The 25,511-nt window shown below is 43.4% G+C and carries 27 protein-coding genes; 20 read left to right on the top strand and 7 right to left on the bottom strand.

The window, feature by feature from the left end:
- The first annotated feature begins 153 nt into the window (after positions 1-153).
- On the top strand, positions 154-708 hold the full coding sequence (locus ACTUJY_RS11050; protein ID WP_463616145.1) for an ECF-type sigma factor: 555 nt from the start codon (positions 154-156) through the stop codon (positions 706-708).
- Positions 709-778: 70 nt separating this feature from the next.
- Positions 779-3,076 (top strand): protein kinase domain-containing protein, encoded by a 2,298-nt coding sequence (locus ACTUJY_RS11045; protein ID WP_463616144.1) that lies wholly within the window; start codon positions 779-781, stop codon positions 3,074-3,076.
- Between the two features lie 34 nt (positions 3,077-3,110).
- On the opposite strand, the gene dsbD is transcribed toward ACTUJY_RS11045, so the two are convergent.
- The 3 genes from dsbD to ACTUJY_RS11030 form a co-directional block, all read right to left on the bottom strand.
- A complete protein-coding gene (dsbD, locus tag ACTUJY_RS11040) occupies positions 3,111-5,042 on the bottom strand; it encodes a protein-disulfide reductase DsbD (RefSeq protein ID WP_463616143.1) in 1,932 nt (643 codons plus the stop codon).
- A gap of 1 nt (position 5,043) precedes the next feature.
- On the bottom strand, positions 5,044-5,343 hold the full coding sequence (gene cutA, locus ACTUJY_RS11035) for a divalent-cation tolerance protein CutA (RefSeq protein ID WP_463616142.1): 300 nt from the start codon (positions 5,341-5,343) through the stop codon (positions 5,044-5,046).
- Between the two features lie 156 nt (positions 5,344-5,499).
- Complete coding sequence (locus ACTUJY_RS11030) at positions 5,500-7,368, bottom strand: diguanylate cyclase domain-containing protein (protein ID WP_463616141.1); 1,869 nt, start codon at positions 7,366-7,368, stop codon at positions 5,500-5,502.
- Between the two features lie 138 nt (positions 7,369-7,506).
- On the opposite strand from ACTUJY_RS11030, the gene ACTUJY_RS11025 reads away from it, so the two are divergent.
- From ACTUJY_RS11025 to ACTUJY_RS11000, 6 genes are all read left to right on the top strand, one after another.
- Positions 7,507-7,965 (top strand): FxsA family protein, encoded by a 459-nt coding sequence (locus ACTUJY_RS11025; protein ID WP_463616140.1) that lies wholly within the window; start codon positions 7,507-7,509, stop codon positions 7,963-7,965.
- A 150-nt stretch (positions 7,966-8,115) separates the two neighbouring features.
- Positions 8,116-8,403, top strand: coding sequence for a co-chaperone GroES (groES, locus tag ACTUJY_RS11020; RefSeq protein WP_463616139.1), 288 nt, complete (start codon positions 8,116-8,118; stop codon positions 8,401-8,403).
- Between the two features lie 51 nt (positions 8,404-8,454).
- Positions 8,455-10,101 (top strand): chaperonin GroEL, encoded by a 1,647-nt coding sequence (groL, locus tag ACTUJY_RS11015; RefSeq protein WP_463616138.1) that lies wholly within the window; start codon positions 8,455-8,457, stop codon positions 10,099-10,101.
- A 344-nt stretch (positions 10,102-10,445) separates the two neighbouring features.
- The gene (locus ACTUJY_RS11010) at positions 10,446-11,345 is read left to right on the top strand and encodes an adenylate/guanylate cyclase domain-containing protein (RefSeq protein ID WP_463616137.1); all 900 of its coding nucleotides are present in this window, start codon (positions 10,446-10,448) and stop codon (positions 11,343-11,345) included.
- Positions 11,346-11,378: 33 nt separating this feature from the next.
- Positions 11,379-11,966 (top strand): ParA family protein, encoded by a 588-nt coding sequence (locus ACTUJY_RS11005; RefSeq protein WP_463616136.1) that lies wholly within the window; start codon positions 11,379-11,381, stop codon positions 11,964-11,966.
- On the top strand, positions 11,963-12,715 hold the full coding sequence (locus tag ACTUJY_RS11000; RefSeq protein WP_463616135.1) for a helix-turn-helix domain-containing protein: 753 nt from the start codon (positions 11,963-11,965) through the stop codon (positions 12,713-12,715). Before ACTUJY_RS11005 ends, ACTUJY_RS11000 begins: the two co-directional genes overlap by 4 nt.
- Positions 12,716-12,927: 212 nt before the next feature.
- Here the strand turns inward: ACTUJY_RS11000 and ACTUJY_RS10995 are convergent, their stop codons facing one another.
- The 3 genes from ACTUJY_RS10995 to ACTUJY_RS10985 all read right to left on the bottom strand — a co-directional run bounded on the left by ACTUJY_RS10995 (position 12,928) and on the right by ACTUJY_RS10985 (position 14,985).
- Entirely contained in the window at positions 12,928-13,509 is a 582-nt protein-coding gene (locus ACTUJY_RS10995) for a hypothetical protein (protein ID WP_463616134.1), read from the bottom strand.
- Positions 13,510-13,759: 250 nt separating this feature from the next.
- Positions 13,760-14,527 carry a hypothetical protein gene (locus ACTUJY_RS10990; RefSeq protein ID WP_463616133.1) on the bottom strand — a complete coding sequence of 256 codons (768 nt, stop codon included), beginning with the start codon at positions 14,525-14,527 and terminating at the stop codon, positions 13,760-13,762.
- 8 nt (positions 14,528-14,535) lie between these two features.
- Positions 14,536-14,985: a YiiD C-terminal domain-containing protein gene (locus ACTUJY_RS10985; protein WP_463616132.1), complete on the bottom strand. Its 450-nt coding sequence runs from the start codon at positions 14,983-14,985 to the stop codon at positions 14,536-14,538.
- A 202-nt stretch (positions 14,986-15,187) separates the two neighbouring features.
- On the opposite strand from ACTUJY_RS10985, the gene ACTUJY_RS10980 reads away from it, so the two are divergent.
- The 7 genes from ACTUJY_RS10980 to ACTUJY_RS10950 all read left to right on the top strand — a co-directional run bounded on the left by ACTUJY_RS10980 (position 15,188) and on the right by ACTUJY_RS10950 (position 21,207).
- Positions 15,188-15,421 (top strand): hypothetical protein, encoded by a 234-nt coding sequence (locus ACTUJY_RS10980; protein WP_463616131.1) that lies wholly within the window; start codon positions 15,188-15,190, stop codon positions 15,419-15,421.
- Entirely contained in the window at positions 15,393-16,028 is a 636-nt protein-coding gene (locus tag ACTUJY_RS10975; RefSeq protein WP_463616130.1) for a sigma-70 family RNA polymerase sigma factor, read from the top strand. The genes ACTUJY_RS10980 and ACTUJY_RS10975 overlap by 29 nt, the downstream gene beginning before the upstream one ends.
- Positions 16,025-16,669, top strand: a complete 645-nt coding sequence (locus ACTUJY_RS10970) for a hypothetical protein (RefSeq protein WP_463616129.1) — start codon at positions 16,025-16,027, stop codon at positions 16,667-16,669. The genes ACTUJY_RS10975 and ACTUJY_RS10970 overlap by 4 nt, the downstream gene beginning before the upstream one ends.
- A 228-nt stretch (positions 16,670-16,897) precedes the next feature.
- Entirely contained in the window at positions 16,898-18,055 is a 1,158-nt protein-coding gene (gene coxB / locus ACTUJY_RS10965; RefSeq protein WP_463616128.1) for a cytochrome c oxidase subunit II, read from the top strand.
- 11 nt (positions 18,056-18,066) lie between these two features.
- Positions 18,067-19,635, top strand: a complete 1,569-nt coding sequence (ctaD, locus tag ACTUJY_RS10960; protein WP_463616127.1) for a cytochrome c oxidase subunit I — start codon at positions 18,067-18,069, stop codon at positions 19,633-19,635.
- Positions 19,636-19,663: 28 nt separating this feature from the next.
- Entirely contained in the window at positions 19,664-20,224 is a 561-nt protein-coding gene (locus ACTUJY_RS10955; RefSeq protein ID WP_463616126.1) for a cytochrome c oxidase assembly protein, read from the top strand.
- Between the two features lie 20 nt (positions 20,225-20,244).
- Entirely contained in the window at positions 20,245-21,207 is a 963-nt protein-coding gene (locus ACTUJY_RS10950; protein WP_463616125.1) for a cytochrome c oxidase subunit 3, read from the top strand.
- A gap of 34 nt (positions 21,208-21,241) precedes the next feature.
- Here ACTUJY_RS10950 and ACTUJY_RS10945 read toward each other — a convergent pair whose 3' ends face one another.
- A complete protein-coding gene (locus tag ACTUJY_RS10945) occupies positions 21,242-21,496 on the bottom strand; it encodes a twin transmembrane helix small protein (RefSeq protein WP_463616124.1) in 255 nt (84 codons plus the stop codon).
- Between the two features lie 46 nt (positions 21,497-21,542).
- Between ACTUJY_RS10945 and ACTUJY_RS10940 the strand changes: the two genes are divergently transcribed.
- Genes ACTUJY_RS10940 through ACTUJY_RS10920 form a run of 5 tightly spaced genes read left to right on the top strand, consistent with a single transcriptional unit; the run spans position 21,543 to position 25,511 of the window.
- On the top strand, positions 21,543-22,304 hold the full coding sequence (locus ACTUJY_RS10940; RefSeq protein WP_463616123.1) for an SURF1 family protein: 762 nt from the start codon (positions 21,543-21,545) through the stop codon (positions 22,302-22,304).
- Position 22,305: 1 nt separating this feature from the next.
- Entirely contained in the window at positions 22,306-22,968 is a 663-nt protein-coding gene (locus ACTUJY_RS10935; protein WP_463616122.1) for a hypothetical protein, read from the top strand.
- Positions 22,961-23,974: a COX15/CtaA family protein gene (locus ACTUJY_RS10930; protein ID WP_463616121.1), complete on the top strand. Its 1,014-nt coding sequence runs from the start codon at positions 22,961-22,963 to the stop codon at positions 23,972-23,974. The genes ACTUJY_RS10935 and ACTUJY_RS10930 overlap by 8 nt, the downstream gene beginning before the upstream one ends.
- Positions 23,971-24,873: a heme o synthase gene (gene cyoE, locus ACTUJY_RS10925; protein WP_463616120.1), complete on the top strand. Its 903-nt coding sequence runs from the start codon at positions 23,971-23,973 to the stop codon at positions 24,871-24,873. Before ACTUJY_RS10930 ends, cyoE begins: the two co-directional genes overlap by 4 nt.
- Positions 24,870-25,511, top strand: coding sequence for an SCO family protein (locus ACTUJY_RS10920; protein WP_463616119.1), 642 nt, complete (start codon positions 24,870-24,872; stop codon positions 25,509-25,511). The genes cyoE and ACTUJY_RS10920 overlap by 4 nt, the downstream gene beginning before the upstream one ends.

Genomic DNA, 25,511 nt, shown 5'->3' with positions numbered 1-25,511 from the left:
TTAAGAAAATATCTCGAAGATTTAATATTTGGTGATCCGTACTGGAAAATATTCGAATAATTGATGAAAAAACATTCGATATGGAAAATGGAAATACTGTGCATCAGCATAAAGCGCTAAACTTAAGTCATTCAAAATAATAAAGACCGAATTATGATAGATGTTTCCGCCCTGGTGACGCAGGCACTGACCGATTGGCGACTGGGAAAAGAGTCGGCCAAATTTGAGTTGGATAAATTATTGGTTAATGAGTTACGTCGACTCGCTGGGCAGTATATGCGTCGTGAAAATGATGCGCATACTTTGCAGGCTACCGCATTGGTGAACGAAGTGTTTTTAAGATTGGCCGATATAAAAGTGGATTGGCGCGATAAAAAACATTTTATGTCGGTGGCTTCGCACACCATGCGTCGCATATTAGTGGATCATGCGAAAAGTAAAAACTCGTTAAAACGTAAAATGGAAAAGGATGCGGTTACTTTTATCGAAGAAAGTTTACCCAATGCCAACGCATTGGAAGATTTGATCGTGCTCGACGATTTATTGAGTAAACTGTCGGGTTTTGATGAGCGTGCTGCGGTAATGTTAGAGTTGTCGCTATTCGGAGGTTTAACGCAAAGAGAAGTTGCCGATGTAACCGGTTATTCGTTGGCGACAGTGGAACGGGAAGTTCGCGTTGCTCAGGCTTGGTTGAAAAGTCAACATTAGAGCGAGAATTTTTAGTTGCCGCGAATGCGTATTTCTTGCCAAGAAATTTCTTAATATCACGAAAACAACAATGAATGAAAGCGACTGGAATCTGATTAAATCGACGTTTGCCGAATTGGTAAAGCAAGAGCCCGAACAATGGTTTACGCAATTGCAACAACTGGACTTACGCGATGAATTAAAACTTGAAGTCGAAAAAATGCTAAAAGCCGAATTGTCGTCGACTAACGGTTCCGGTTTGCGAACGCTGGTTTTGAACAACGCCCATCAACTGTTAAATTCTCAACTTCAATTGTCCGTTGGTGACCAAATAGGTGCTTACCAGATCACCGATATTATCGGTGAGGGAGGTATGGGCATTGTGTTTCGCGGCAAGCGTGTGGATGCCGCCTTTGAACATACGGTCGCTGTAAAAATATCAAAGCAACCGCAAACCTCCGATGTACTCAACCGCCAACACTACGAGCGCAATATACTGGCGCAATTGCAACATCCTAATATTGCGCACATTTATGATGCCGGAACAACGGTTGATGGGCATGCCTATATCATTATGGAGCTGATCGATGGGGTGGATCTGATCAGTTACGCCGATCAACAAAAGCTGACCACGGAGCACCGATTGCAATTATTTATCAAAATTGCTAATGCGGTTGCTTACGCGCACCAAAAAGGGATCATTCATCGTGATTTAAAACCGCACAATATTTTGATTGCCACTATAAACGGGGGCGCAGAACCGAAAGTTATTGATTTTGGCATTTCCGGACAATCCGGATTAACCGAAAAATTGCGTGAACAAAATACGCCGTCAGTCACCATGGATGAAACCTGTGCCATGATGGGTACTCCAGCGTATATGAGTCCGGAGCAGTTGGAACATGACGTGAGTGCGGATACCCGCAGTGACATTTACTCACTCGGTATTTTATTGTGTGAGTTGCTTGCCGGTGTTTTACCTTTTCAACATAACAACATGTCGTTCGATGAGTTTACCAAAGTTAAAAAACAGCCTCTCACCACCATTAAAACGTTATTACTGCAAAGTCAAAATCAACAGGAAATTGCTCAGAATCGACGCCAAAGCGTTACTCGGTTAATCAAAATATTTAATCGTGAAATGGAAGCGCTGGTGGCTAAAGCGACTTCGCCAAGTATTGAGCAGCGTTATCCTTCGGTCGCGGCATTCATTGAAGACATCGAGCGGTGGCAAAACGATAGGCCACTTTTAGCAATGCCAGCAAGTCGGTCCTATCGACTGCAAAAGTTTCTGTTGCGAAACCGATGGCCTATCGTGGCAACCAGTGTAGTTGCGTTTACGCTGGTGATTTCAACCATTGTCAGCTTGTTATCATACAAAAACGAACAACGGGCCTTGGTGAGAGCGAAGCAGGAGTTGAAAAAAAGTATTGCTATTAACGATTTTATTTCCGATGTGTTTGCATCGGTGGATCCACGAAAACAGGGTGCTCAAGTCAAAGTGATTGAATTACTGGACGATGCGGAGCAAAAGCTCTCGACGCTGGACAACAGTGAAAAGGAAGTGAAAGCACAATTGCTATTTACTATTGGCCGTTCACGCAACGGTTTAGGGCAACGCGAACAGGCGCTGTCTAATCTTGAGCAAGCCTATGCATTAATGTCGCAAATCAAACCGAGAGACTCTTTAGAGGTTATTCAGTTTCATACTGAAGTGGGTGAAGTTTACGCCGGAATGAATGATGCAGAAAAAGCGCTCAACATGTTTACTGAAAATTTATCAATCGCTGAAGCATCGTTAGGTGAATCTCATCCAGAAACATTGAGTTTGCTTAATAATGTTTCGATTCATAAATTTTTTCTAGCCGAAGAAGTGAGTGACAAAGCAATGGCTCAAAGCGCGTTACAGGATATGGAGCGGTTGTTGAGTGTGAGAGGCCGTATTCTGGGCGAACTTAGCCCCGAAACATCGCACACGCGAAACAATTTAGCAACGATGTATGCATACAGCGGGGATAACGAAAAAGCGTTGCAAGTGTATCTGCAAAATCTCGACATTCAAAAGCAAATTTTTGGTTTGGAAAACTTTTATACACTCGATAGTATGCGCTCGATTGGCTATATCTATTTTCAGAAGAAGCAACTGAACAAAGCTCAGCAGTATTTCCAACAGTCGTTTGAAGGCATGTTAAAAGTGAATACACTGGAAAATCGATCAACTCTTGAAGTGGGTTTATTTCTTATTGATACGCTTTTGGCTCAAAATAGCCAGCAAGCTGCTGAAAATTACGCGAAAAAGTTACAACGGCCCTATCAACAGGGATTATTGGAAAACATAATAATGAGTGAGTCTACGCGTCAATTATTTGAGCGACTGTTTCCGCATTAAAGGAATTCATCTTTATTTCGATGTATTGTTCACCTTATTCACCTATGGCTGCATCAACTCGTAGCGCAAAAGTTTCAGCGTCTTCAAAACCTTCTGCGCGTAGCGAAGTGATTTCATTGCCTTCTTTATCGAAAAATAATATGGAAGGTAAACCAAAAATTTTAAAGCGGTTCATCAACGCTTTATCCGCTTCGTCTCCGGCGGTGACATCGGCTTGCAGTAAAATGGTGTTGCTTAACGCCTGTTGAACTTCGGGCGCTGGAAAAGTGAGTTCGGCAAATTCGTAACATGCAGCGCAATATTCGGCAAAGAAATCCAACATGACCGTTTTGCCTTCCGTTTTAGCTTGTGTCAGATAACGATCAAGATCGTCAGTGGATTTAATCTTGATAAATCCAGCGTGATCCACATACGTTTTTTCGGCGGCTGAGGGTTGCGTTGCTTGATTAATCGAATGGCTAGCGACCGCCAAAGGTTTGATCAAGGAACTGTTTCCTTGTGCCGCACCAATCAGTAATGTAATGCCATACACCAACAATACAACACCGACGCCTTTCCATAAGTTGGGCCAGCCGTTTTCTACGGCGCGGAGCGCGCCCATATAAACCGCACAAACAATTGCCAGTGTTCCCCAAAGTAATAAATTGATCGGGCCAGGAATTAAATGTTTGGTAATGTAGAGCGCAACGGCAATCATTAATACACCAAATACCGCTTTCACTGCGTTCATCCAGTCGCCGGCACGTGGCATTAATTGCCCTCCGCCAACACCAATTAATATCAATGGAATACCCATGCCTACGGCTAAACCGTAAAGGTAAATCGCACCAACAAACGCATCGCCAACCTGACTGATCCAAGTCAGTACTGCAATCAATGGAATGGTTACGCAAGGCGAAACCACGGCACCGGATATGACCCCCATAATCGCCGCACCAATATAGGTACCGCTTTGTTGCTTTTGACTGACGTTATTGAGTTTATTTTGTAAACTGGCCGGTAATTGAATTTCATAAAAACCAAACATACCTAGAGAAAGCAGTAGAAAAACTACGGCAGCACCGACAACAAAAGGAGCCGATTGCAAAGTTGCGGTTGCACTGGCACCGACGCCAGCGACAATAAAGCCAATAATCACATAAGGTAATGCCATGGCTTGGGTGTACGTTAGCGACAAGAAGAACGCTTTTGATGTGGTAATGTCTTTTCCTTGGCCTGCAATAATGCTGGAAATTATTGGCATCATCGGAAATACGCAGGGGGTAAAAGCCAGTCCAATACCAAGAACGATTAATGAGAAAAAACCGATCAATACAGAAGAGTCATTCAAAGAGTTTATGATCCGATCTTTTTCCGAGACAAATACTTCTTTTTGCGCAGATGTTTGCGTGACTTGATTGGATTCTGGAGACTGTATGGGATCGGCCGATGCAAAGTTCGACTTAAGTGGTGGTGCTGACCACTCACTCACTTGTGTTGAGGCATTTTCCGAATATAAGCTTTCATCGATCGGTGTGGCGGATTTATTGGCTCGATCTATCGAAAAAAATCGACTGGTAGGTGGATAACAAAGCCCTGCTTCAGCACAACCTTGAAACTCCAGTTCTATCGTCATATTTGACTCAGTTGTTTGGTAGGGCAATCCTAGTTGCAACCGCTTGGTGTACGTTTGCACTTCGCCAAAATATTCATCGACCTTGTGTTTGCCTTCTGGCAGAAACACATCGCCCAAGCTTGCTCCTTTAAAGCGGGCTTTTAATCGGTGTTGGTACAGATAATAACCGGGCGCGATTTTCCAATTGGCGATCAGTTCGTCGTCGAAAACATCAACGGACAACACAAAAGCATCATCCACATCCAGAAACTCATCGCTTTGGCCAAATAGTTTGTTTAAATCGACCGACTGTTGAGCGAACGAAATCGAGCAAAGTAATAAAAGAGAAAAGAGTGTCAGAGACTTTTTCATATTATGCCAAAGTGTGTTGAAGCCAACTCAGATAGCCTTGACTGCCTGAATCGACGGTTAATACCAAAAATTCGGGTACATCGTAGGGGTGATGTTGCGAAATAAAAGCTTCCAGTTGGTCCAGTTTATTACGCTGGGTCTTAACAATAAGTTGCACTTCGCTATCATTTTGCAGCTCCCCCTGCCACATGTAGCAAGATTCGATGCCAGTTATCCGATTGACGCAGGCGGCAAGCTTTTGTTGCACTAAATTTTCAGCTAATTGACGCGCACTCTCGTTATCAGGCGCAGTAGTTAGCACGATGCAGCTGTTGTTCGAGTGGATGAGCATGGTCAATGCCTGACGATTAAACGTTGCATTATAGTAACCTGTTTACCGCCCGCAAACAGGAAGCTCTTGGGCTTTTGTGTACTGATTGACATATTTGGCAGACTAATGGACGAAAAGTCCATCCTATTAGCGGTATGTATAGGCTTCGTCGGCCCAAATGAGGTGAGACTGCGGATTATTCCGAGCCTCAGTTAACGCCGCTTCTGAGCGCTTAACAAGGCGCTGTACGTCGAAGTCCTGTGCCAGTCGTGACAGCCCGACGGATAAGTTCACACTAATGTGTTCGCTTTCAAAGGCAATGGGGGTGCTGGCAAAGGTTTGGGTCAGGTAACTCATCACTTTTTCTGCTTCGTGGTCGTTACAATGGTTCAAAATAACCCCAATACGCTGATTGTCGAAAAAGCCAATGCAGTCGGTTTTGCGTAACCTTTGCCGCAATAGCCGGGCCAGTTGTTGCAGCGCTCTTTCTCCAAAGGCGTAGCCGTGTTTTTGATTGAGCTCAACCAGCTGATTGATTTCGATCAGTGCCAAGTACATGGAGTCGTTTTGACGCATTGCGCGCTCGGCTTCTATGATTAACTGCTCTTTCAATAATGCTGATGAATTCAGGCCGGTATGAAAGTCGTGCGCTAAGTGAGGTTGCAAACTCCGAGTGCGTCGAGCGTACAATTCGGCATTAAACAATAATTGTTCTTTCTTTACCGGCTTTTCGATGAAAGCGGTGCCACCCGAGGTCATGGCCTCTCGTTGTTTTTCTTGATTTTCTTCCGCTGATAAAAACACAATAGGAACGGTGGAGAAACGTTCGATTTGTCGCAACACTCGAGTGAGTTCAATTCCGTTGCAACCAGGCATTTGCATATCCATAAAAATCACTTCGGCGTCAAAATTACTCAAACCGTTTAGTAATTCCATTGGATCGATGATGATTCGAGTTTCGAATCCGGCACCGGTAAGTACTTTATCATTAAATTTGGCTTGAGCTTTCGAGTCTTCCATTACTGCAACTCGGTAAGGTTTAGCCGATGATTTATGCTCAAGCGTATCAAGGTATTCCATGACTTTTACCGTATCGACAGGATGGGCAAAAAACAGCGTTGAGCCGGCACGAATACCTTTCAGTCGGTTTTCAAGGGTGTCGTGTTCTGACAAGACGATGAGGTGAGCGGTTTGATTATCGATAGCCTCTTCGTCAATTTCATCCAGACAAGCAATCACCACTTTTTGCGAATCACCAGCGGCTTGAGCTAGCGCTTGTTCAAGATCGGAGGGTTCAACAGTATAACCAAAGTCTTGCATCTGATCTCTGACCTGAAAATGACGACGTTGATCGGTGATACACCAATAAATGGTTAGCTCACTGACCTGTTCTAACAAAGTGGGGGCAGCTGCGCTGTCATCGATAACACTGTGCTTGAACTCATAAGCCGGTGATGGGATCTCTTGCAGAGGAGTTGGCTCGTCTTCGATAGGCGTTGCATGATCGCTGCTGATGTCGATCACTTGATGTTCGTCATCGGGTTTAATCGGTTCGGGTTCACTAAACTCAGCGGCGGGAGACTCGTCATCCGTTAGTTTTGGTTTCGGTTCTACGGGTTGTATCTCAGATTCTTGTGCGGCTTCTTCACGTGCCTGCTTGACTGCTTGTTGAGAGCCTGTATTGATCTGTCCCAGTTTCAAGCGCTCGGCATGGCTTTCCAAACGTTGAATGAATCGTTTGATCAGTGGAATTTGTGAACTTAAGGCTTCAGAGTCTAATTTCAGTTGCGATTGGATATGAGCCAGCAATGAAGCCGTCGATTCAACGCCATATTCTTCGCAGATTTCACGAGTTTTGCGGATCTGGCTTTCCATGGCTTTTACGCGTAAAGCGTCTATGTCGGTGGTGGTTAAGTCCGATAGCAGTCGCGCAAACTGCTGCAACTTAATGGGAACCCGGCGGCAAATAATCTTTTTGAAATCGGCGCTGTTAGGGTTGGCAAGCGAACTATTCATAAAACTGTGTACTGACCTGTTCGTGTTAAGATAAGAAAGTGTTGCTCAATAAAAACTCTCGAGCTTTCTTATTGAGTTACAACATGTTAAACGAATATGCTTCAAATTTTTATACCAATATCAAAGGTTAGTGTTTCTATGTCATGGTTGCCAGTGCTTTTTATTGTAATTCCTTTTACCGAACTGATGATTTTACTTCAGGTCGGCGCTGCCTGGGGTGTGATGCCAACATTGGCATTGATCATTTGCACAGCAATGGTGGGTTACACCCTGTTTAAATATCAGGGCATGCGTACCTGGCGCAGTGTTGAAGTGCGTCTTTCACAGGGCGAAATGCCTTCTGGCGAATTGCTGGAAGGCGTTGTTATTTTATTGGCGGGCGCTTTAATGATCACGCCAGGCTTGATTACCGACGGCATTGGTTTATTGTGTTTAACACCATTTACTCGAAAGTTAGTACTAACTATCATAAAGCGACGGTTTAAAAGCAAAATCAATTATTACGCAACGCACAGTGTCTACCGTCATCAGGAAAAGCATTCGTCAACACGCCATTCCGGTCGTACCTTTGAAGGCGAATATACCGATAAAGATTGATGTTCCCGGGGAAATATTGGCTCAATCGATAAAATATTTTTAATTTTTAGCACTCTCAGGGGTTGAGTGCTAAAATTTAATCCCCATATTAAGCGCCATTCACAAATTGTAATCTTTTTATCAACCAATCTATTTAAGGGAGATGACCCTATGAGCATTCGTCCATTACATGATCGAGTGATTGTTCGCCGTCTTGAAGAAGAAACAACTTCTGCTGGCGGAATCGTAATACCGGACAACGCGAAAGAAAAACCGAGTCGAGGTGAGGTCATTGCAGTTGGAAATGGCAAACCATTAGACAACGGTGAAGTACGAGCGCTTGGCGTGAAAGCAGGCGACAAAGTGTTGTTTGGCAAGTTTGCTGGTACTGAAGTAAAAGTTGACGGCGAAGAGCTGTTAGTTATGCGTGAAGACGACATCATGGCGGTAATTGAGTAATTTCCCCCGGTTTTCACACTGAATACGAATTAACTGAAAGAGGATTTGAGAATGTCTGCAAAAGAAGTTCTTTTCGGAGATGACGCTCGCTCAAGAATGGTAGCGGGTGTGAATATTCTGGCCAACGCCGTAAAAACCACACTGGGGCCTAAAGGTCGTAACGTTGTACTGGATAAAGCTTTTGGTGCACCAACTGTCACTAAAGACGGTGTGTCTGTTGCTAAAGAAATCGAGCTGGATGACAAGTTCGAAAATATGGGCGCACAAATGGTTAAAGAAGTGGCGTCGCAAACGTCTGACGTTGCTGGTGACGGTACGACTACGGCAACCGTTTTAGCGCAATCCATTTTAAACGAAGGTTTAAAGTCTGTTGCAGCGGGTATGAACCCAATGGACCTGAAACGCGGTATCGACAAAGCGGTTCGTGCAGCAGTTGAAGAGTTAAAAAGCCTTTCTGCACCTTGTGCCGATAACAAAGCCATCGCTCAAGTAGGAACCATTTCGGCTAACTCTGACAACGATATCGGTGACATCATTGCTAAAGCCATGGAAAAAGTCGGTAAAGAAGGTGTTATCACTGTTGAAGAAGGCTCCGGACTCGACAATGAACTGGACGTAGTTGAAGGTATGCAGTTTGATCGCGGCTACTTGTCTCCTTACTTCATCAACGATCAAGACAGTATGTCGGTTGAGTTAGAGAGCCCATACATTTTATTGTTCGATAAAAAAATCTCTAACATCCGCGATATGCTTCCAGTACTGGAAAATGTTGCTAAAGCGGGTAAACCTTTGTTGATCATTGCTGAAGATGTTGAAGGCGAAGCCTTAGCAACTCTGGTAGTAAACAACATGCGTGGTATCGTTAAAGTGGCTGCGGTTAAAGCGCCTGGATTTGGTGATCGTCGTAAAGCCATGTTGGAAGACATTGCCGTACTAACCGGTGGTACTGTGATTTCTGAAGAAGTTGGCTTGTCTCTTGAAGGTGCGACTTTGGATGACTTGGGTACTGCGAAAAAAGTATCGATCACCAAAGAAAATACAACCATTGTTGACGGTGCCGGTGATGCAGCTTCTATTGAAGGTCGTGTGAGCCAGATCCGTAAGCAAATCGAAGAAACGTCTTCTGATTACGATCGTGAAAAACTGCAAGAGCGTGTCGCTAAATTAGCGGGTGGTGTTGCTGTCATTAAAGTTGGTGCTGCTACCGAAGTTGAAATGAAAGAGAAAAAAGCACGCGTTGAAGATGCATTGCATGCTACTCGTGCAGCGGTTGAAGAAGGCGTTGTACCGGGTGGTGGTGTTGCTTTGGTTCGTGCAGCAGCAAAAATTGCAAACCTGACAGGTGATAACGAAGATCAAAATGCAGGTATTCAAATTGCTCTGCGCGCAATGAACTCGCCACTTCGTCAAATTGCGAATAATGCCGGTGATGAAGCTTCAGTCATTCTTGATAAAGTGGCGCAAGGTGAAGGTAACTTTGGTTATAACGCGGCTACTGGCGAGTATGGCGATATGATTGACTTGGGTATCCTCGATCCAACCAAGGTCACTCGTACAGCATTGCAAAATGCGGCATCGGTTGCAGGTCTTATGATCACCACTGAAGCCATGGTTGCTGAACTGCCGAAAAAAGATGCTCCTGCAGCGCCTGATATGGGCGGCATGGGCGGCATGGGCGGAATGGGCGGTATGATGTAATCGCTGATTTGCCAAGCTGACTTAAAAAGCCCCGATAATCGGGGCTTTTTTTATGTTTCAACAAATAGTGGGTAAGTGACATTTTGCCGATAAATGATTAAATTTCTTCATTTGTTGAGTCTTAATCTCGAGTTGGGTTAAGTCATAACTCATTTATTGAGAATAAATCGGTAGGTTGTGTTAAAACAGTTAGCGTGTAAGAGTTGAGTATTTTCACTGGAATCTCAAAAATATGATGAGGTACCGATTTCCGTTATGGCCTATCCGGGTTGGATTTGTTAAATTTCAGAGGTAACTGAGCCATTCTACGACTACAATAAAAATTTTAAAGGTAACTATTATTCATGCTTTTCTCGCGGGGCAAAAAACGCACTATCATGTTTGCTGATGTTTCCGGTAGCTCGGCGCTTTATAAGTCACAAGGAAACGAAGTAGCAAAATCAATCATTGATCAAATGATCAATGTGATGGTGTTTAATACTCGCAAATTTGAAGGTCGTGTTGTAAAAACCATTGGTGATGAAATCATGGCCAGCTTTCTTTCTTGTGAAAATGCCTGCCAGGCGGCTATGGCAATTCAGCGCGAAATGGAGGCATTTGTCGTCTCGCATGGATTGGGAGTAAGAATTGGCATTGGTTATGGAAAAACGTTGAAAGAAGGCGATGATCTGTTTGGTGAAGCTGTAAACGATGCGGCTTTTGTTACCGGAATTGCCAAGAGTTCTCAAATTTTACTAACCGATTCGACGGTTGAACAATTAACGCCAGAGTTAAAGCAATCAACGCAAGAGTATGATCAGGTCGCTATTAAAGGTGCTCTTGATCATTCCACCATTCACCGTTTGTTTTGGAAAACACCCACATCCGGGTTCACGGAGACTCAGGTTTTTTCGATGCAAGCGGTTTCTGAGCACCTGGATCACAATCAAATCCGTCTAATTGCCCAAGGACAAATTATTGAAATTTCACCGGAACAAACGCCTTATATTATTGGACGTAATAAAAAGCAGGTGCATTTGTTTATCGATAGTGAGCTGGTGTCTCGCGATCACTGCCATATTGTCTTTCGACGGGGTAAATTTGTCCTGATCGACCACAGTACCAACGGTACCTACATTCAGCCCGAAGATGCACAAGAAATTTATTTACGTCGTGAAGAATTACCACTATTGGGCAACGGTACGTTCAGTTTGGGAGTGACTCATAAATCCCCTGATGCCATTGTGATTAAGTTTGAATCCTGACCATTATTTGAAAACTATGAGAAATCTGCAAGGATGAGGTCAATTGCTTTGTGGTCACCGAAAGGTGGGGTGGGTAAAACCACGCTGGCCATCAACTTGGCCGCCGCTGCACACTCTAGAGGTCAGAAAGTCATACTTTGCGATATGGATCCACAGCAATCGGCAGTTGATGTTTTTAATGACAAGCAATTGTCATTTACCGTATTGAAAGGCAAGCCAGCCGTTCGACCTTTGGCGGACTGGATCATTTACGATCTGCCGCCACATACCGATATTAGTTTTGAAGGTGAAATCGTAATCGTACCGATGCGTGCCAGTATTCTTGATATTCGCGCGGTGAATAAATCCATTCGTTATGTACGCCATAAACATATTATCAAGTGCGTGAATGCCGTTGATGTACGTCGCCAGGATGAGCGTTTACTGGCATTACGAATGTATTCTGAAGGCGCGCATTTAGTGAAAGATCGCAGTATATATTCCAGAGCCATTTCAATGGGTAAATCGGTTTTCGATGTTGACCTTTATGGAGCACATGATGCACGTCAGGAAATGTTGCGACTTTTCGATTTGATCCTCAGAGTCACCGAGCCTGCCAAAGTACAAACAGTAAAATCATGAGTGATATTCCCAATTTGATTACGCAATTAAAATACGCGTTAAAGCGTCAGCAATTAACTTATCTGGATGTTGCCGAACAGCTTAATTTAAGTGAAGCCAGTGTTAAGCGATTGTTTGCTTCCCAAAACTTTACGTTGCATAGAGTTGAGCAGATCTGTCAAATGCTTAATATCAGTTTGCACGAATTGATTCTGGATGCTGAACGAGCTCGAGAAAAAGTGACTCAATTAACCCGTGAGCAAGAGCAGGCCATCGTTGAAGATAAATCCCTATTGCTGGTTACTTACTTGGTATTAAATCATTGGCGCTTTGATCAAATTCTTAAGCATTACCGTTTTACAGAGCCGGAATTGATACGCTTATTGGTAAAGCTTGACCGAATGGGTATTATTGAATTGTTGCCTGAAAATAAAATTCGGCTGATCACAGCTCGTGATTTTCATTGGATTAAGCGAGGGCCAATCGAAAACTTTGTGATGAAAAACGTTAAAGATGCGTTTCTTAATGCAAAGTTTGATCAGCCAGAAGAGTCGTTAAAGTTTGTTTCTGGCTTGTTGTCTCGTAACTCAATGCTGCAAATTAAGCAAAAACTACAAAAGCTTGAGCAAGATATACATCATTTAATTGAAATGGACAGTCGATTACCCCTAGAACAACGGGACGGTTTTAGTGCCATGTTGGCCATTCGTTTTTGGGACTTTAAAGAGTTCTCTGAATTTAAGCGACAGCCGAAACGTTCAATTCTTTAATTATTTACTCAAGAAAAACAGGTTTTGAGATAAAATTGTCGATTTAAACGAGTAACACTTAGAAGTGAATGGGCTCAACTGCTCATACCGCAAGGTTTTTGGTGTATTGTGGTAAGTAAAAATTATGAGACGCTTTTATGGTGATTGAAAATAAATGACGGGCAATAAAAAAGGGACCTTCAGGTCCCTTTTTTATTCTGCTTTAAGCGGCATTAAGCTTTCTTTGCGGCTTTCTTTTTACGACGTGCTTTTTTCTTTTTCGGCTTAGCCGCAGCTTTTACCAGTTTAGCTTCTAGCTTAGCCAGTTGGGCATCTTGCTTTGCACGAAACTTTTCAACTGCAGCCGCAGCTTTGGCAGATGCTTTTGCCATTTTACCGGCAACACCCTTAATGGATTTTACTGATGCTGCTGCAGCTTTAGCTTCATCTTTCGCCGCTTTAACAGCCGCTTTGGCAGCTTTTACTGCATCCGCTGCTTTTTTCTTTGCAGCGACAGCTTTTGCAGCTGCAGCTTTAGCGGCTTTGGTTTTGCGTTTCTTGGCAGCATCGCGCTTGGCTTTTAACGCACTATTAGCTGAGTCCGCTTTCTTTTGAGCTGCAGCGAGTTTTTTCTCAGCACTAGCTGCAACAGCACTTGCTTTCGCAGCGACTTTTTCTGCAGCGGCTAATGTTTTAGCGGTTGAACCAGTAGCTGCTACTGCTTTCGCTTTACGAGCTACTTTTCTTTTCGTTGCTTTCTTTGCTGCTTTTTTTGCAGCAACCTTACGTTTTTTTCGAACAGCACCTTTAGCCATTGTAAACCTCCAAAATGAATGAGTGAACGAGCTCAAAACAAAGTTTATAGCGTAAGTATGTGAATTTCAAAAAAAATCAATAAAAAAATAGCAAAATCACAGAAAAATCGTCATTTTTTTTTCAAATACAGGTGAAATTAAAAGTTGAGTGCAATTTTTCAAAGCGTTTTACAAACAAGTCGCTTTAAACAAGTACCAGTAGAAGGAAAAAAAATCATTGAAAAAGGGTGTGTGCAAACAGAAAATTTGCTCATTGGGGATGCTTTAAGGTGAGTTTTTTTAGCCAACCGTGAATCTGAGCAACAACAAATTGACCATTGTGAGTTAAGCGGTTGGTTGGAGAAATATCTTTTAACGTAAAAGTATGAGCAGGTACCTGTTTCAACTTACCAATCCAGTCGTTATGGCGATTCGATTGGTAAAAGATTAGAGTGGGTTGTTTAATTTGCTTCAAAGCTTGTAACTTTTCTTCGTTGAATAGGAAGGTTTTCGGCAATAAAAGAACTAATCCTTGAGTCTTTGGCGCTTCTTTTGCTAATAAATCTATAAAGTTCTCTAAGAAGGTATCGTCTGCTACTAGAAAAAGTTCATCGTTACCCTGACTGAGTAAAACGTTTAAGGCATCTGAGAAGACACTTGTGTTTGATGTTGTGGGTGATGAATTATTTGCTTCAACACCCTTTCTCCAATGCATGAGATAATAAGTGTTCCAACCCAACTCAGGTAAGCCTCGGTTGATTATTCGGTTTTTACCTGATTTTTCAGGTGCTGTATTCGGTGCTCCAAAGAAAAGAACCCGTCCATAAGTAATGGAGTGTTTATTTGGAAAGTGAATCAGGCTCGCCATAGGATTATTTTGAGCGACTGGAATAACTCTTTGAGGGGAGTATTGTTTGAGAATGATTTCTCGGTTAGTTTCGAGTGGTTTGGCACTCTCTATTGTCGAGCTGGTTTGAGCGAATAATGGAATCACGTTCAAAAGGAATGTGGCACTCGTTATCAAGAAAATGGAGTTCATTAGCGGTATCAGTCAGTACGTTTTATATAAAAGGTAGCAGTTAAAATTGCCGATACCGCATTGGAGTCTCCAATTTCTACGGTTAAAACTTGTTGAGCCGAACGGTTCTGATCCCAAAAGCCATTCCAAGCGGATAAGCAATTATTGTCAGGAAGTTTACAATGCGCTCGTAAGTTTTCGTGAATAGGTCGACGATATTGAATTTCTGCTTTGCCCGCCACAACACTTGCCGTAATATTGTTTTGCAATAAATAATGAGAAATTAGTGTCCAGCCACAAGTAATTCCTATCGTGTAAATACTTCCTGCAAATGCGGTTTGGTGACCATTCACATTTTTTGCCAAAGGGGCAACTACTTCAATGAACTTTGGGGCAAGACGTTTGATTTCCAAACCAAGCATTTGAGTGGCTGGAATTTCGCTGTGAATCTTCTGGTTCCAATATTCGATTGCAGACAAGCGGTAACTCCTTAAAGTGATAAAATCATATTGTAATCATTGGTACCAGTGGCGACTAGTTTTTCATTGAATCGATAGGAACATTTCCCAAAATGACTTTGAGGCGTTAAATCGTGATCGCAGCTCATTTCTATTCTCGGTTACCTATAAAGGTATTACACAAAGCATATCGCTCTCTCTTTCGAAGTGAAGTTAAATATGAATGACCAGCGAAGTATGCGTTGCGATTCAAAAAGCTCTTATTAACCCCGGGTGGCATTGGACCTCGTTAATTGCTATGAGGTTTAAAAAACTTGATGAATTTATCGGTGCCGCCGAAAGTAAACCGGATGAATTAAGTGTAAAACGAAAGGCCTTTTGGTTGGGTGAGTCCGCAGGATTTATTGAAAATGAGAAGACAGTGATCCATGAATTTTATATCATTGCAAACCAGTGATAATTTTGCCCCAGTAGCAGGTAATATGGAGCAAACAAGCATGCCAGAAAGCGACAGTGATGAAGACTTGATGGTTCAATACTGTCAAGGATCGGCGGTGGCATTTGAACGTCTGTACACGCGTCATAAAGGTGGGCTGTTGCGTTTTTTTCTGCGGCAGTGTTACAGCCATGATATTGCCGAAGAGTTGTTTCAAGATGTTTGGTTGAAAATTGTAAATGCCAGAAGCACTTACGAACAAAGTGCCAAATTTACGACGTACCTTTATCGCATTGCTCACAATCGTTTGATCGATCATTTTCGACATATGTCTTCTTCTCAATATGCCCAGCGAATTGATGGAAATCACCAGGAAATTGTGGAAAACAGCAGTGATCAGGTTACGAACTTGCAGGCGCTGGAGTATTCCGAAATGGCCGGAGCCATGCGCAAAGCCATCAGTGATTTACCTTTTGAGCAACGTGAAGCCTTACTGATGCAGCAGGAAGGTGGGCTTGCGTTGGCCGAAATTGCCGAAATTGCAGGAACCAGCCGGGAAACCATAAAAAGTCGGTTGAGATATGCAATGAATAAGTTGCGAGAGCAATTGGGAGAGCAACAACCATGAACGTAAAGCAAGATTCCATTTACTCAAAAGACGAGCAGAAACTGCTGGATACCTATCGACGGGAGTCTATTGAACAGCCATCGGCCGATTTGGATAAGTTGATTTGTGCTGCAGCGCATCGAGAAGCTACGAAAACGGCTAAAAGTACAAAGCCATTTCAGGTAAAAACCCGATTTTGGGATCACTTGAGAATTCCGGTATCAATTGCAGGGGCTATGGTGATGACTTTGACTTTGGCGCATGTCATGTGGCCGATGATCCAAAAGGATTCTGTGTTACAAAACGACCCTTTTGCGTCGAAAAAAATCACCACCGATTTTACCTTCGACAGTGCTATTTCGATAGAGCAAACGTCAACTGGCGACCAGGAGTTTGTACGGCAACCGCATTCGAAACCGGAGCGAACCATTGGCGATACGCACGCATTGGTAAAGAGCAACGAGTTTTATGATATGCCGGAAGGGAAATCGCATTCTGAATTGAGCCCGCATCCGGATCAACTACAACAACGCTGGATACAGAAAATTTTAAAATTAGCCGAAGCGCAAGAGTTTCATGAAATGAACCAAGAAGTGAAAGCGTTTACCGCAGAGTATCCTGATTATCCGATCGAAGAAGTGATCCGTCCTTTCTTGCGATAGCTGATTTTTTGTTCAGCTATCGGCTTGTTTTTCCTCTTATTTCACCGAATATTTTTTCTTTGCTCTCATTTTGGGGATAGCCAGAGAACCCGCTTTTAAGGTATGGTTACGCCATTGTTTGATATCTGATCGATAAGATTAGATTTCGGACAAAACATAAATTAATAAAGTTAACAAAATAAAAAATGGTCAGCTTCTGACCAGGGTTGTTGATGGAGAAAGCACACCATGTCATTACTTAAACGGGTAATGTCAGGCTTGGTGCTGTTCGTTTCGCTGATAATGGGCAGTTTATGGGCAGCCGAGCCTGAGTATTCCACACTTAATCTTCGTCCCGGGGTAACCGACAATTCTCAAGCAGTTTTCGATCTGCATATGGAAGTTGTCTGGTTAATGTTTATTGTTGCCGGTTTGGTCTTTGCTGCGATTTTATATGCGGTAATACGCTTCCGGAAATCCAACAATCCAAACCCCGCTAAGTTCAGTCACAGCACCACGTTAGAAATTATATGGACCGTGGTTCCTATGTTAATCCTGATTTATCTGGCCAAACCTGCCATCAGCTTGCTGTTGGATATGGAAGACACCAGTAAAGCCGACATGTCGGTACAGGTCACAGGATTGCAATGGAAGTGGCGCTATAAATATCTGGAAAACGATATTGAATTCGTTTCTGCGTTGTCGACTCCGGCAGCACAATACGAAGATTACGATCGTACCGGTACAGAAAAGGGCGATAATTATTTGCTTGAAGTCGACAATGAGTTAGTGCTTCCAGTGGGTAAAAAGATTCGTTTTCTGATTACAGCCGAAGATGTCATTCACGCTTGGTGGGTGCCAGACTTCGCGGTAAAACTGGATGCTGTTCCTGGTTTTATCAATGAAACCTGGACGAAAATAAATGAGCCCGGTATTTATCGTGGTGTTTGTGCCGAGTTGTGTGGACGTTTGCATGGGTTTATGCCCATTGTGGTTCGTGCGGTATCGCAAGCCGAGTACGATCAATGGGTTGAGCAAAAGTTAGTAGAGAAAGCTGAAGCGGAGCGCATAGCAGCGGAAGCGGCGGCAAGAAGTTGGTCGATGGAAGATTTGATGGCGCGCGGCAAAGAAGTATACGACAGTAAATGCGCTTTGTGTCATCAAGCCAATGGTGAAGGATTAGGTTCTTTCCCAGCACTGAAAGGCAGCAAACTGGTTACTGAAGGTTCTGCTGACGATCATACGCGATTGGTCATTTTAGGTAAAAGCGCCATGCCGAGTTTCGGTCGAGAGTTGTCAGACGTTGATCTGGCTGCTGTTGTCACTTACGAACGAAATGCCTGGGGTAACAACACAGGCGATACCATGCAACCGGGTCGCGTTGCTGAACTGAAAGCCGGTAATTAGGAGACTGAATCATGGCACACGATCATCATCCAACCGGCATCAGTCGCTGGTTGTTAACAACAAATCATAAAGACATCGGAACCATGTACTTATGGTTCTCTTTCATCATGTTTTTAATCGGAGGATTGCTGGCGCTCGGTATTCGCTTGGAATTATTCCAGCCCGGCCTGCAATTCTGGGATCCCAACTTTTTTAACTCTTTGACCACACTGCACGGATTGATCATGGTGTTCGGTGCGGTTATGCCGGCGTTTGTTGGCTTGGCGAACTGGTTGATCCCAATGCAAATCGGCGCACCCGATATGGCTTTGCCCAGAATGAATAACTTCAGTTTCTGGATTTTGCCGTTTGCGTTTACGTTGTTGTTGTTATCGCTGGTTCCACAATTGTTTCCTGATGGTCCGCCTAACTTTGGATGGACTTTCTATGCGCCGCTGTCTACTAAATATGGGCCAGCGAGTACTGACTTCTTTATTTTTGGCGTGCACTTAATGGGTATCTCGTCCATTTTGGGGGCTATTAACGTCATCGTAACGGTATTTAACCTGCGTGCACCGGGTATGACTTTGATGAAAATGCCCATGTTTGTTTGGACTTGGGTGATTACGGCTTTCTTGTTGATTATGGTGATGCCTGTTCTTGCGGGCGCGGTCACGATGATGCTGACCGATCGTCATTTCGGCACGTCCTTTTTTGACGCGGCGGGCGGTGGTGATCCGGTAATGTTCCAGCATGTGTTCTGGTTCTTCGGTCATCCGGAAGTTTACATTATGATCTTGCCGGCCTTTGGGATCGCATCGCATATTATTCCAACTTTCAGCCGTAAACCGTTGTTCGGTTACGCATCCATGGTTTATGCGACCGCTTCCATTGCTTTCCTTTCGTTTGTCGTTTGGGCACACCATATGTTTACTGTTGGTATGCCGGTAGCCGGCGAGCTGTATTTTATGATTGCCACCATGATCATCGCGGTACCAACCGGCGTTAAGATCTTTAACTGGGTAGCAACCATGTGGGAAGGCTCTATCACCTTCGAAACACCGATGCTGTTTGCACTGGCGTTTGTGGTGTTGTTTACTTTAGGCGGTGTATCGGGTGTTATGTTGGCGATGACGCCAGTTGATAAACAATACCACGATACTTACTTTGTTGTAGCGCACTTCCATTATGTACTCTTCCCGGGTGCTATATTTGGAACCATTGCTGCGGTGTACTACTGGTTGCCAAAATGGACCGGAAATATGTACAACGAGTTTTTGGGTAAAGTGCATTTCTGGTGGTCGATCATTGCGGTGAATATCACCTTCTTCCCAATGCACTTCTCCGGTTTAGCCGGTATGCAACGTCGTGTTCCCGATTACAACATGATGTTTGAAGGCTTCAATCAGCTGTCTTCCATTGGCGCTTTCATGTTGGGCTTTGGTCAATTGCTCTTCCTTTATATTGTTATTAACTGTATTAAAGGCGGTAAGGGCAAAGCCAGTGATGAGGTTTGGGAAGGCGCAGAAGGTTTAGAGTTTACTCATTTGCCTTCGCCCGCGCCTTATCATTCTTTTGAACAGGCTCCGGAAGTAAAATAAATTATTGGCCTCTTAAAGGAGGCCTAGATTGGATGACACCATGAGTGAGAGTAAAAATAAAAAAGTGATTTTCAAAGTAACGGGTTTGTTACTGTTGATGACAGCTTTTACTTTCGCCATGGTTCCTCTTTATAACGTGTTTTGTGAAATTACCGGAATTAACGGCAAAGTGGTTGTTAGTGAAGCATTATACGAACAAGTCGAAGCTGACAAGTCACGTACGGTTACGGTGGAGCTCATCACCAATATTAACCGCGGTATGCCTTGGGAATTTAAATCAACCGTTAATAGAGTCGAAGTTCATCCGGGAGAATTAAACGAAGTGGTGTTCTACGCGCGTAACTATTCGCAGCAAATGATCACCGGACAAGCGGTACCCAGTGTTGCACCCAGTCAAGCCTCTTTTTACTTAAATAAAACCGAGTGCTTTTGTTTTGAACAACAGACCTTGAAGCCTGGTGAAGAGATCAGTATGCCAATGAAGTTTTATATTGATCCCGATCTGCCAGACAGTGTGCACACCATTACCATGTCTTACGTATTGTTTAATGCAACGTCCAAAGGATCCGACTCGGTCGCTGCCAATTAGATCCTTAAGGGAGACAAACGATGACTGAAAAAACAACAAAATATTATGTACCGGAGCAAAGCAATTTACCGATTATTGGTTCGGTCGGTTTATTTATCACTGCTCTCGGTGCAGGACACTTTATTCAGCAAACAACCACAGCAAAAAATCAAGCTGCTGAAGCGGCAGGAGAAGTTGCAAAAGCCGTAGTGACCAATAACGATGGCAACTTTGGTAGCTATTTGCTGATGGTGGGTATGGCTATCATTTTTTACCTGATGTGGAAGTGGTGGAGCACAGCTGCACGAGAATCCATGGCGAACATGAACAGCTTGCAAATGGATCGATCCTATCGTTACGGAATGATGTGGTTTATTACCTCGGAGGTGATGTTCTTCGCTGCGTTTTTCGGCGCACTTTGGTACGTTCGAACATTCGCATTGCCTTGGTTAGCAGGTGATGGCATGGACGGTCATAAAGCCATGACGTCGGTTTTGAGTTGGCCGGGTTTTCAAAATCTTTGGCCTCTAACAGTAACACCTGCCGATGCTAAAGCGGGAGCCGATGCGGCATTTACAGCGATGCCGGCTTGGGGGTTACCTGCGATTAATACCGCCATTCTTTTGACCAGTTCTTGGACGTTAACCATTGCGCATCACGCATTAATCGATCGCAACCGCCAAACGTTAATTCTGTTTACTTGGATCACGGCCTTGCTTGGCGCGATATTCTTGGCTTTACAGTCTTATGAGTATTATCACGCTTATGTCGACTTAGGGTTAACCATGGGCTCCGGAATTTACGGCAGTACCTTCTTTATGCTGACGGGATTCCATGGGTTGCACGTAACCATCGGAACCGTCTTTTTGATTGTATTGTCAATTCGTTGTTCTAAAGGGCACTTCACGCCAGAAAACCATTTCGCGTATGAAGCGGGAGCCTGGTATTGGCACTTTGTTGATGTGGTCTGGTTATTCCTTTTTGTTTTCGTTTACGCGATGTAAAAAGCTGAAGAAATTAAAAACGCAAAAGCCGGGTTTACCCGGCTTTTTGCTGTGAAGTTGTTACGGTTTCAACGGGTTTTTGGGGTAACGAATGAAGTTTCACTACACCAAAATAGTTCAGCACAATTAACAGTACAAACAGCAGAATTGATAGGCCAATGCGCCAACTGAGCGAGTTAACCACTTTTTTGTTACCACGACCTCTGGCGCTAACTAAAAAATACAATCCGCGAAATAAGTTAAAAGCGATGGCTAAAAGCAATACTACAACAATTATATTTCCGAGCATGGTCATTCCTCAGTATTGAGTGATGATCCATTATACGAGTTCATTCATGAGAAAACAGCTGAACAAATGGACGACTGAATTTGAACTGCCGTTCTGTCGACGATTCATGCGATTGAACTGGTTTTTATTGCTTGTTTTTATTGCGCTGCAAATCGTACTTGTTCGTTTAGGCGTTTGGCAATGGAGCCGAGCGCTAGAAAAAGAAAGTTTGGTTCAGCAGTATGAGCTTCAGCAAAAAAAAGAACCTGAATCACTCGAAGCGGAAGCAGAGAGCGTAAATGATTATCAACCAGTAGCCTTCTCTGGTAAAACATTGCCTTTAGTGGTGTATCTGGCTAATGAACCTTATCAAGGACAAGACGGTTATCATATTTTGTCGGCAGTGGAGCTATCGGGTGGAAACATCGTTTGGGTAAACCGGGGCTGGATTAAAACTTTGCCCGATCGGCGGTTTTTACCTAAGGTTGAGCCCTTACCGGAGTTTTGGCGAGGTAACGGGCAAGCCTATTTTAGTAAAGGCAAGCCAATCCTTTTTGAGCATGCATTAACAGAAGCTTCTAAAAATCAATGGGTTATTCAAGGACTCGATTTCAATTTGCTGAAGGAGCTAATGCAGACTAGGAAAGGCGATGTTTTAGACTATATAATTCGTCTTTCGCCAACGAGTGAGCATGGCTTTGTCCGTGACTGGAATGTCATTGCTATGCCGGCTGAAAAGCATTTGGCTTATGCGATTCAATGGTTTGGACTGGCCATGACTTTGGCCATTATTTTTTTAGTATTAACCCTTCGAAAAAAAGAATCATAGTATGGACTTTAACGAAATGCCTGCTGACACCCAGCAAGCGAATATTTCAAAAAACCGATTCACTTTGTTGGCGTTAGCCGCAATATTTATTGCACCAGTGCTAATGGCCTATTTGGCCTATTTTGGTGGCTGGTTTGACGGTGGAAGTAAAAGTAAAGGGCAAATTCTTGAAGAACCTTGGCACATCGAGGATATTGATCTGATCTCTTCCCATTTTTCTGTGTGGTATCAAAGCCCCTATATGAGCAAATGGAACTGGCTGCTGGTCATCGATGACAATCGCTGTGATCACGTTTGTCAAATTAATTGGTTTTTACTGCAACAAACTCGACTTGGCTTAGCTAAAAATGTAGAAAAAACGAATTATTTACTGATCTTAAATGACAAGCCTTTGGCATTGCAAAACGAATGGCAAGATGTTGCTGTTGCACAAGTGGAAATGCAGCAAGGACGAATTCCTTTAAAAAGAGGTGATAAACGAGGGTTAAACACAAACGATATGCCCGCCAATGCCATTTACTTGGTCGACCCTTTAGGTAATATTTTCATGCGCTACGATCTCATTTCGAATAAAGATCAAGCACCTCTCAAAAGCAAAGATTTACGCAACGATGTAACTCGCGTATTACGTTATTTAGATATTAGTAAGAAAAATGATGGATAAACTGCAAAAAAAATTGGCCTTAGTCGCCATTGGTTTCGTAATTGTTGTGATTGGCTTGGGGGCATTTACCCGATTAGTGGATGCTGGTTTGGGCTGTCCTGATTGGCCCGGTTGTTATGGATTTTTAAAAATACCGGTGAAAGATCATCATATTGAGCAGGCCAACCTGGCATTTCCGGATCAACCATACGAATTTGAAAAAGCTTGGCCAGAAATGGTGCACCGCTATTTCGCGGGAACTCTCGGTTTAGTCATATTGGCACTGGCCTGGATCGCCATAAAGCGCCGTCAACATGCGAATGCCTCCGTTAAACTCTCGGTGGGTCTTTTAGCGCTTATTATTTTTCAAGCAGCACTCGGCGCCTGGACGGTCACCGAGAAATTGCATCCGTTAGTGGTGATGGGGCATTTGCTGGGCGGCTTCACTTCATTTAGTTTACTGGCGGTGTTGGTTATTCGACTGTATCAACCCAATATGGATTTTAAATGGTCAGATGCGCTACGGTTTCAGTCTTTTGTGACAGTCGCTATTGTTGTATTGGCCTTTCAAATTGCACTCGGCGGATGGACCAGTGCCAATTACGCGGCTTTGGTGTGCACCGATTTGCCCATTTGCTTTGGTGGTTGGTATCAGCATACCAGTTTTACAGAAGCGTTCACTCTATGGGGGCACGGTGCCGAAACCTATCAATATGGCATTTTATCGAACGAAGCTAAGGTAACGATTCATGCGTCGCACCGCATTGGCGCTATCATTACCACTTTGGTTGTAGGCTTATTATCGGTACGTTTAATGTTTGAGAAAATGTCGCAAACGTTAAAAAAGTTTGGGTATTTAATTGGTGCGTTGCTGTTAATTCAAGTGACTTTAGGGGTGGTTAATGTCACTTTTAATTTACCGCTCAGTAATGCCGTGGCTCATAATGTGGTGGCGTCGTTGTTGTTGGTTTCTATGGTCGGTTTGCGCACTCAGATTTGGTTAGCGAAACAGGGTGCCCAATCATGAATGTGCAACAAGCTAAAATCCATGCTCGCTGGCAAGACTACTTTGAACTGTGCAAACCGAAAGTTGTTGCACTTATTTTGCTAACGGCGGTAGTCGGTATGTTTTTAGCCGTGCCTGGAATGGTACCGGTGGATATATTGATTCTGGGTACATTAGGTATTGGAATGGCTTCAGGTGCGGCGGCTGTAGTGAATCATGTCGTTGACGCGCAAATCGATGCCAAAATGGCGCGTACGCTGAACCGTCCGGTGGCGACTGGAACGATCGAGCCGAAAAAAGCATTGTTGTTTGGTGCTGTTTTAGCGGCTTTGTCGATGATGATACTCGCACTGTGGGTGAACCCTTTAACCGCGGTATTAACGTTTTTTGGATTGGTGGGTTACGCGTTTGTTTATACCATGTATTTAAAACGAGCAACGCCACAAAATATTGTAGTGGGGGGATTATCTGGTGCAATTCCGCCATTACTAGGATGGGTTTCTGTAACCGGCAATGATGGACAAATTCCACCGGACGCGTTGCTTTTGGTGCTCATTATTTTTGTTTGGACACCGCCACATTTTTGGGCATTGGCCATTCATCGTCGAGATGATTATGCTAAAGCGGATATTCCAATGTTACCGGTAACGCACGGAATTGAGTTCACGAAAACCAATATTATTTTCTACACCATTTTATTGTTGTTAGCGACGATATTACCATTTCTTACCAAAATGTTTGGTTTGATTTATTTGTTAGGTTCCTCGGTTCTGGGTGTGATTTTTTTAATTTACGCTTTAAAGCTTAAATTTGCCGATCAGCCTGGGCTTGCGATGAAAACATTCGGCTACTCGATAGTTTATTTGATGCTTTTATTTGTTATTATGCTTGTCGATCATTACTTTGAAATAAAAATATGAACTACTTAAAGCAAACATTCATTTATTCATTGATTACGCTTTCCGTAATTATCATTGGGTTATTGGTTTTTCGAGAACAATTAGAATTAGAAAACGCAAAACCAAAGCACGCAATGATTTATCCGAAACTCAAACAAGTGGCACCTTTTCAGTTGAAGTCTGGTGATGGTGAAATCACCGAAGAGATCTTGAAAAACAAATGGAGTTTCGTATTTTTTGGCTATACCTATTGTCCGGATGTTTGTCCCACCACAATGTCCGCTTTATTACAAATGTATAATCAGCTCCCTGAGCCCGTGCAAAAAGAAACGCAAGTCATTTTGGTGTCGGTGGATCCAGAACGTGACACAACAGAGCAATTGATCCAATACGCCAATGCTTTTCATCCGAGCTTTTTGGGGGCAACTGCCGAGCATGGTGTGCTCCAACCGTTTGCTTTGGATTTTGGTGCAATATATATGAAAAGAGGAGAGGGTGATGATTACCTGGTGGACCACACCGCAAAAGTGTTTTTGGTAAACCCAGAAGGACAACGTCACGCTATTTTTGATCGAACGCTGGAAGATCCAACCGAAGGGTACGAGTTTAATATTACACAAATGGTTGAGGATTATTTGATTATTCGAAAAAATATATAA

This window comes from Pleionea sp. WD8-19 (assembly GCF_055326765.1).
This window is presented reverse-complemented; position numbering and strand designations above follow the sequence as displayed.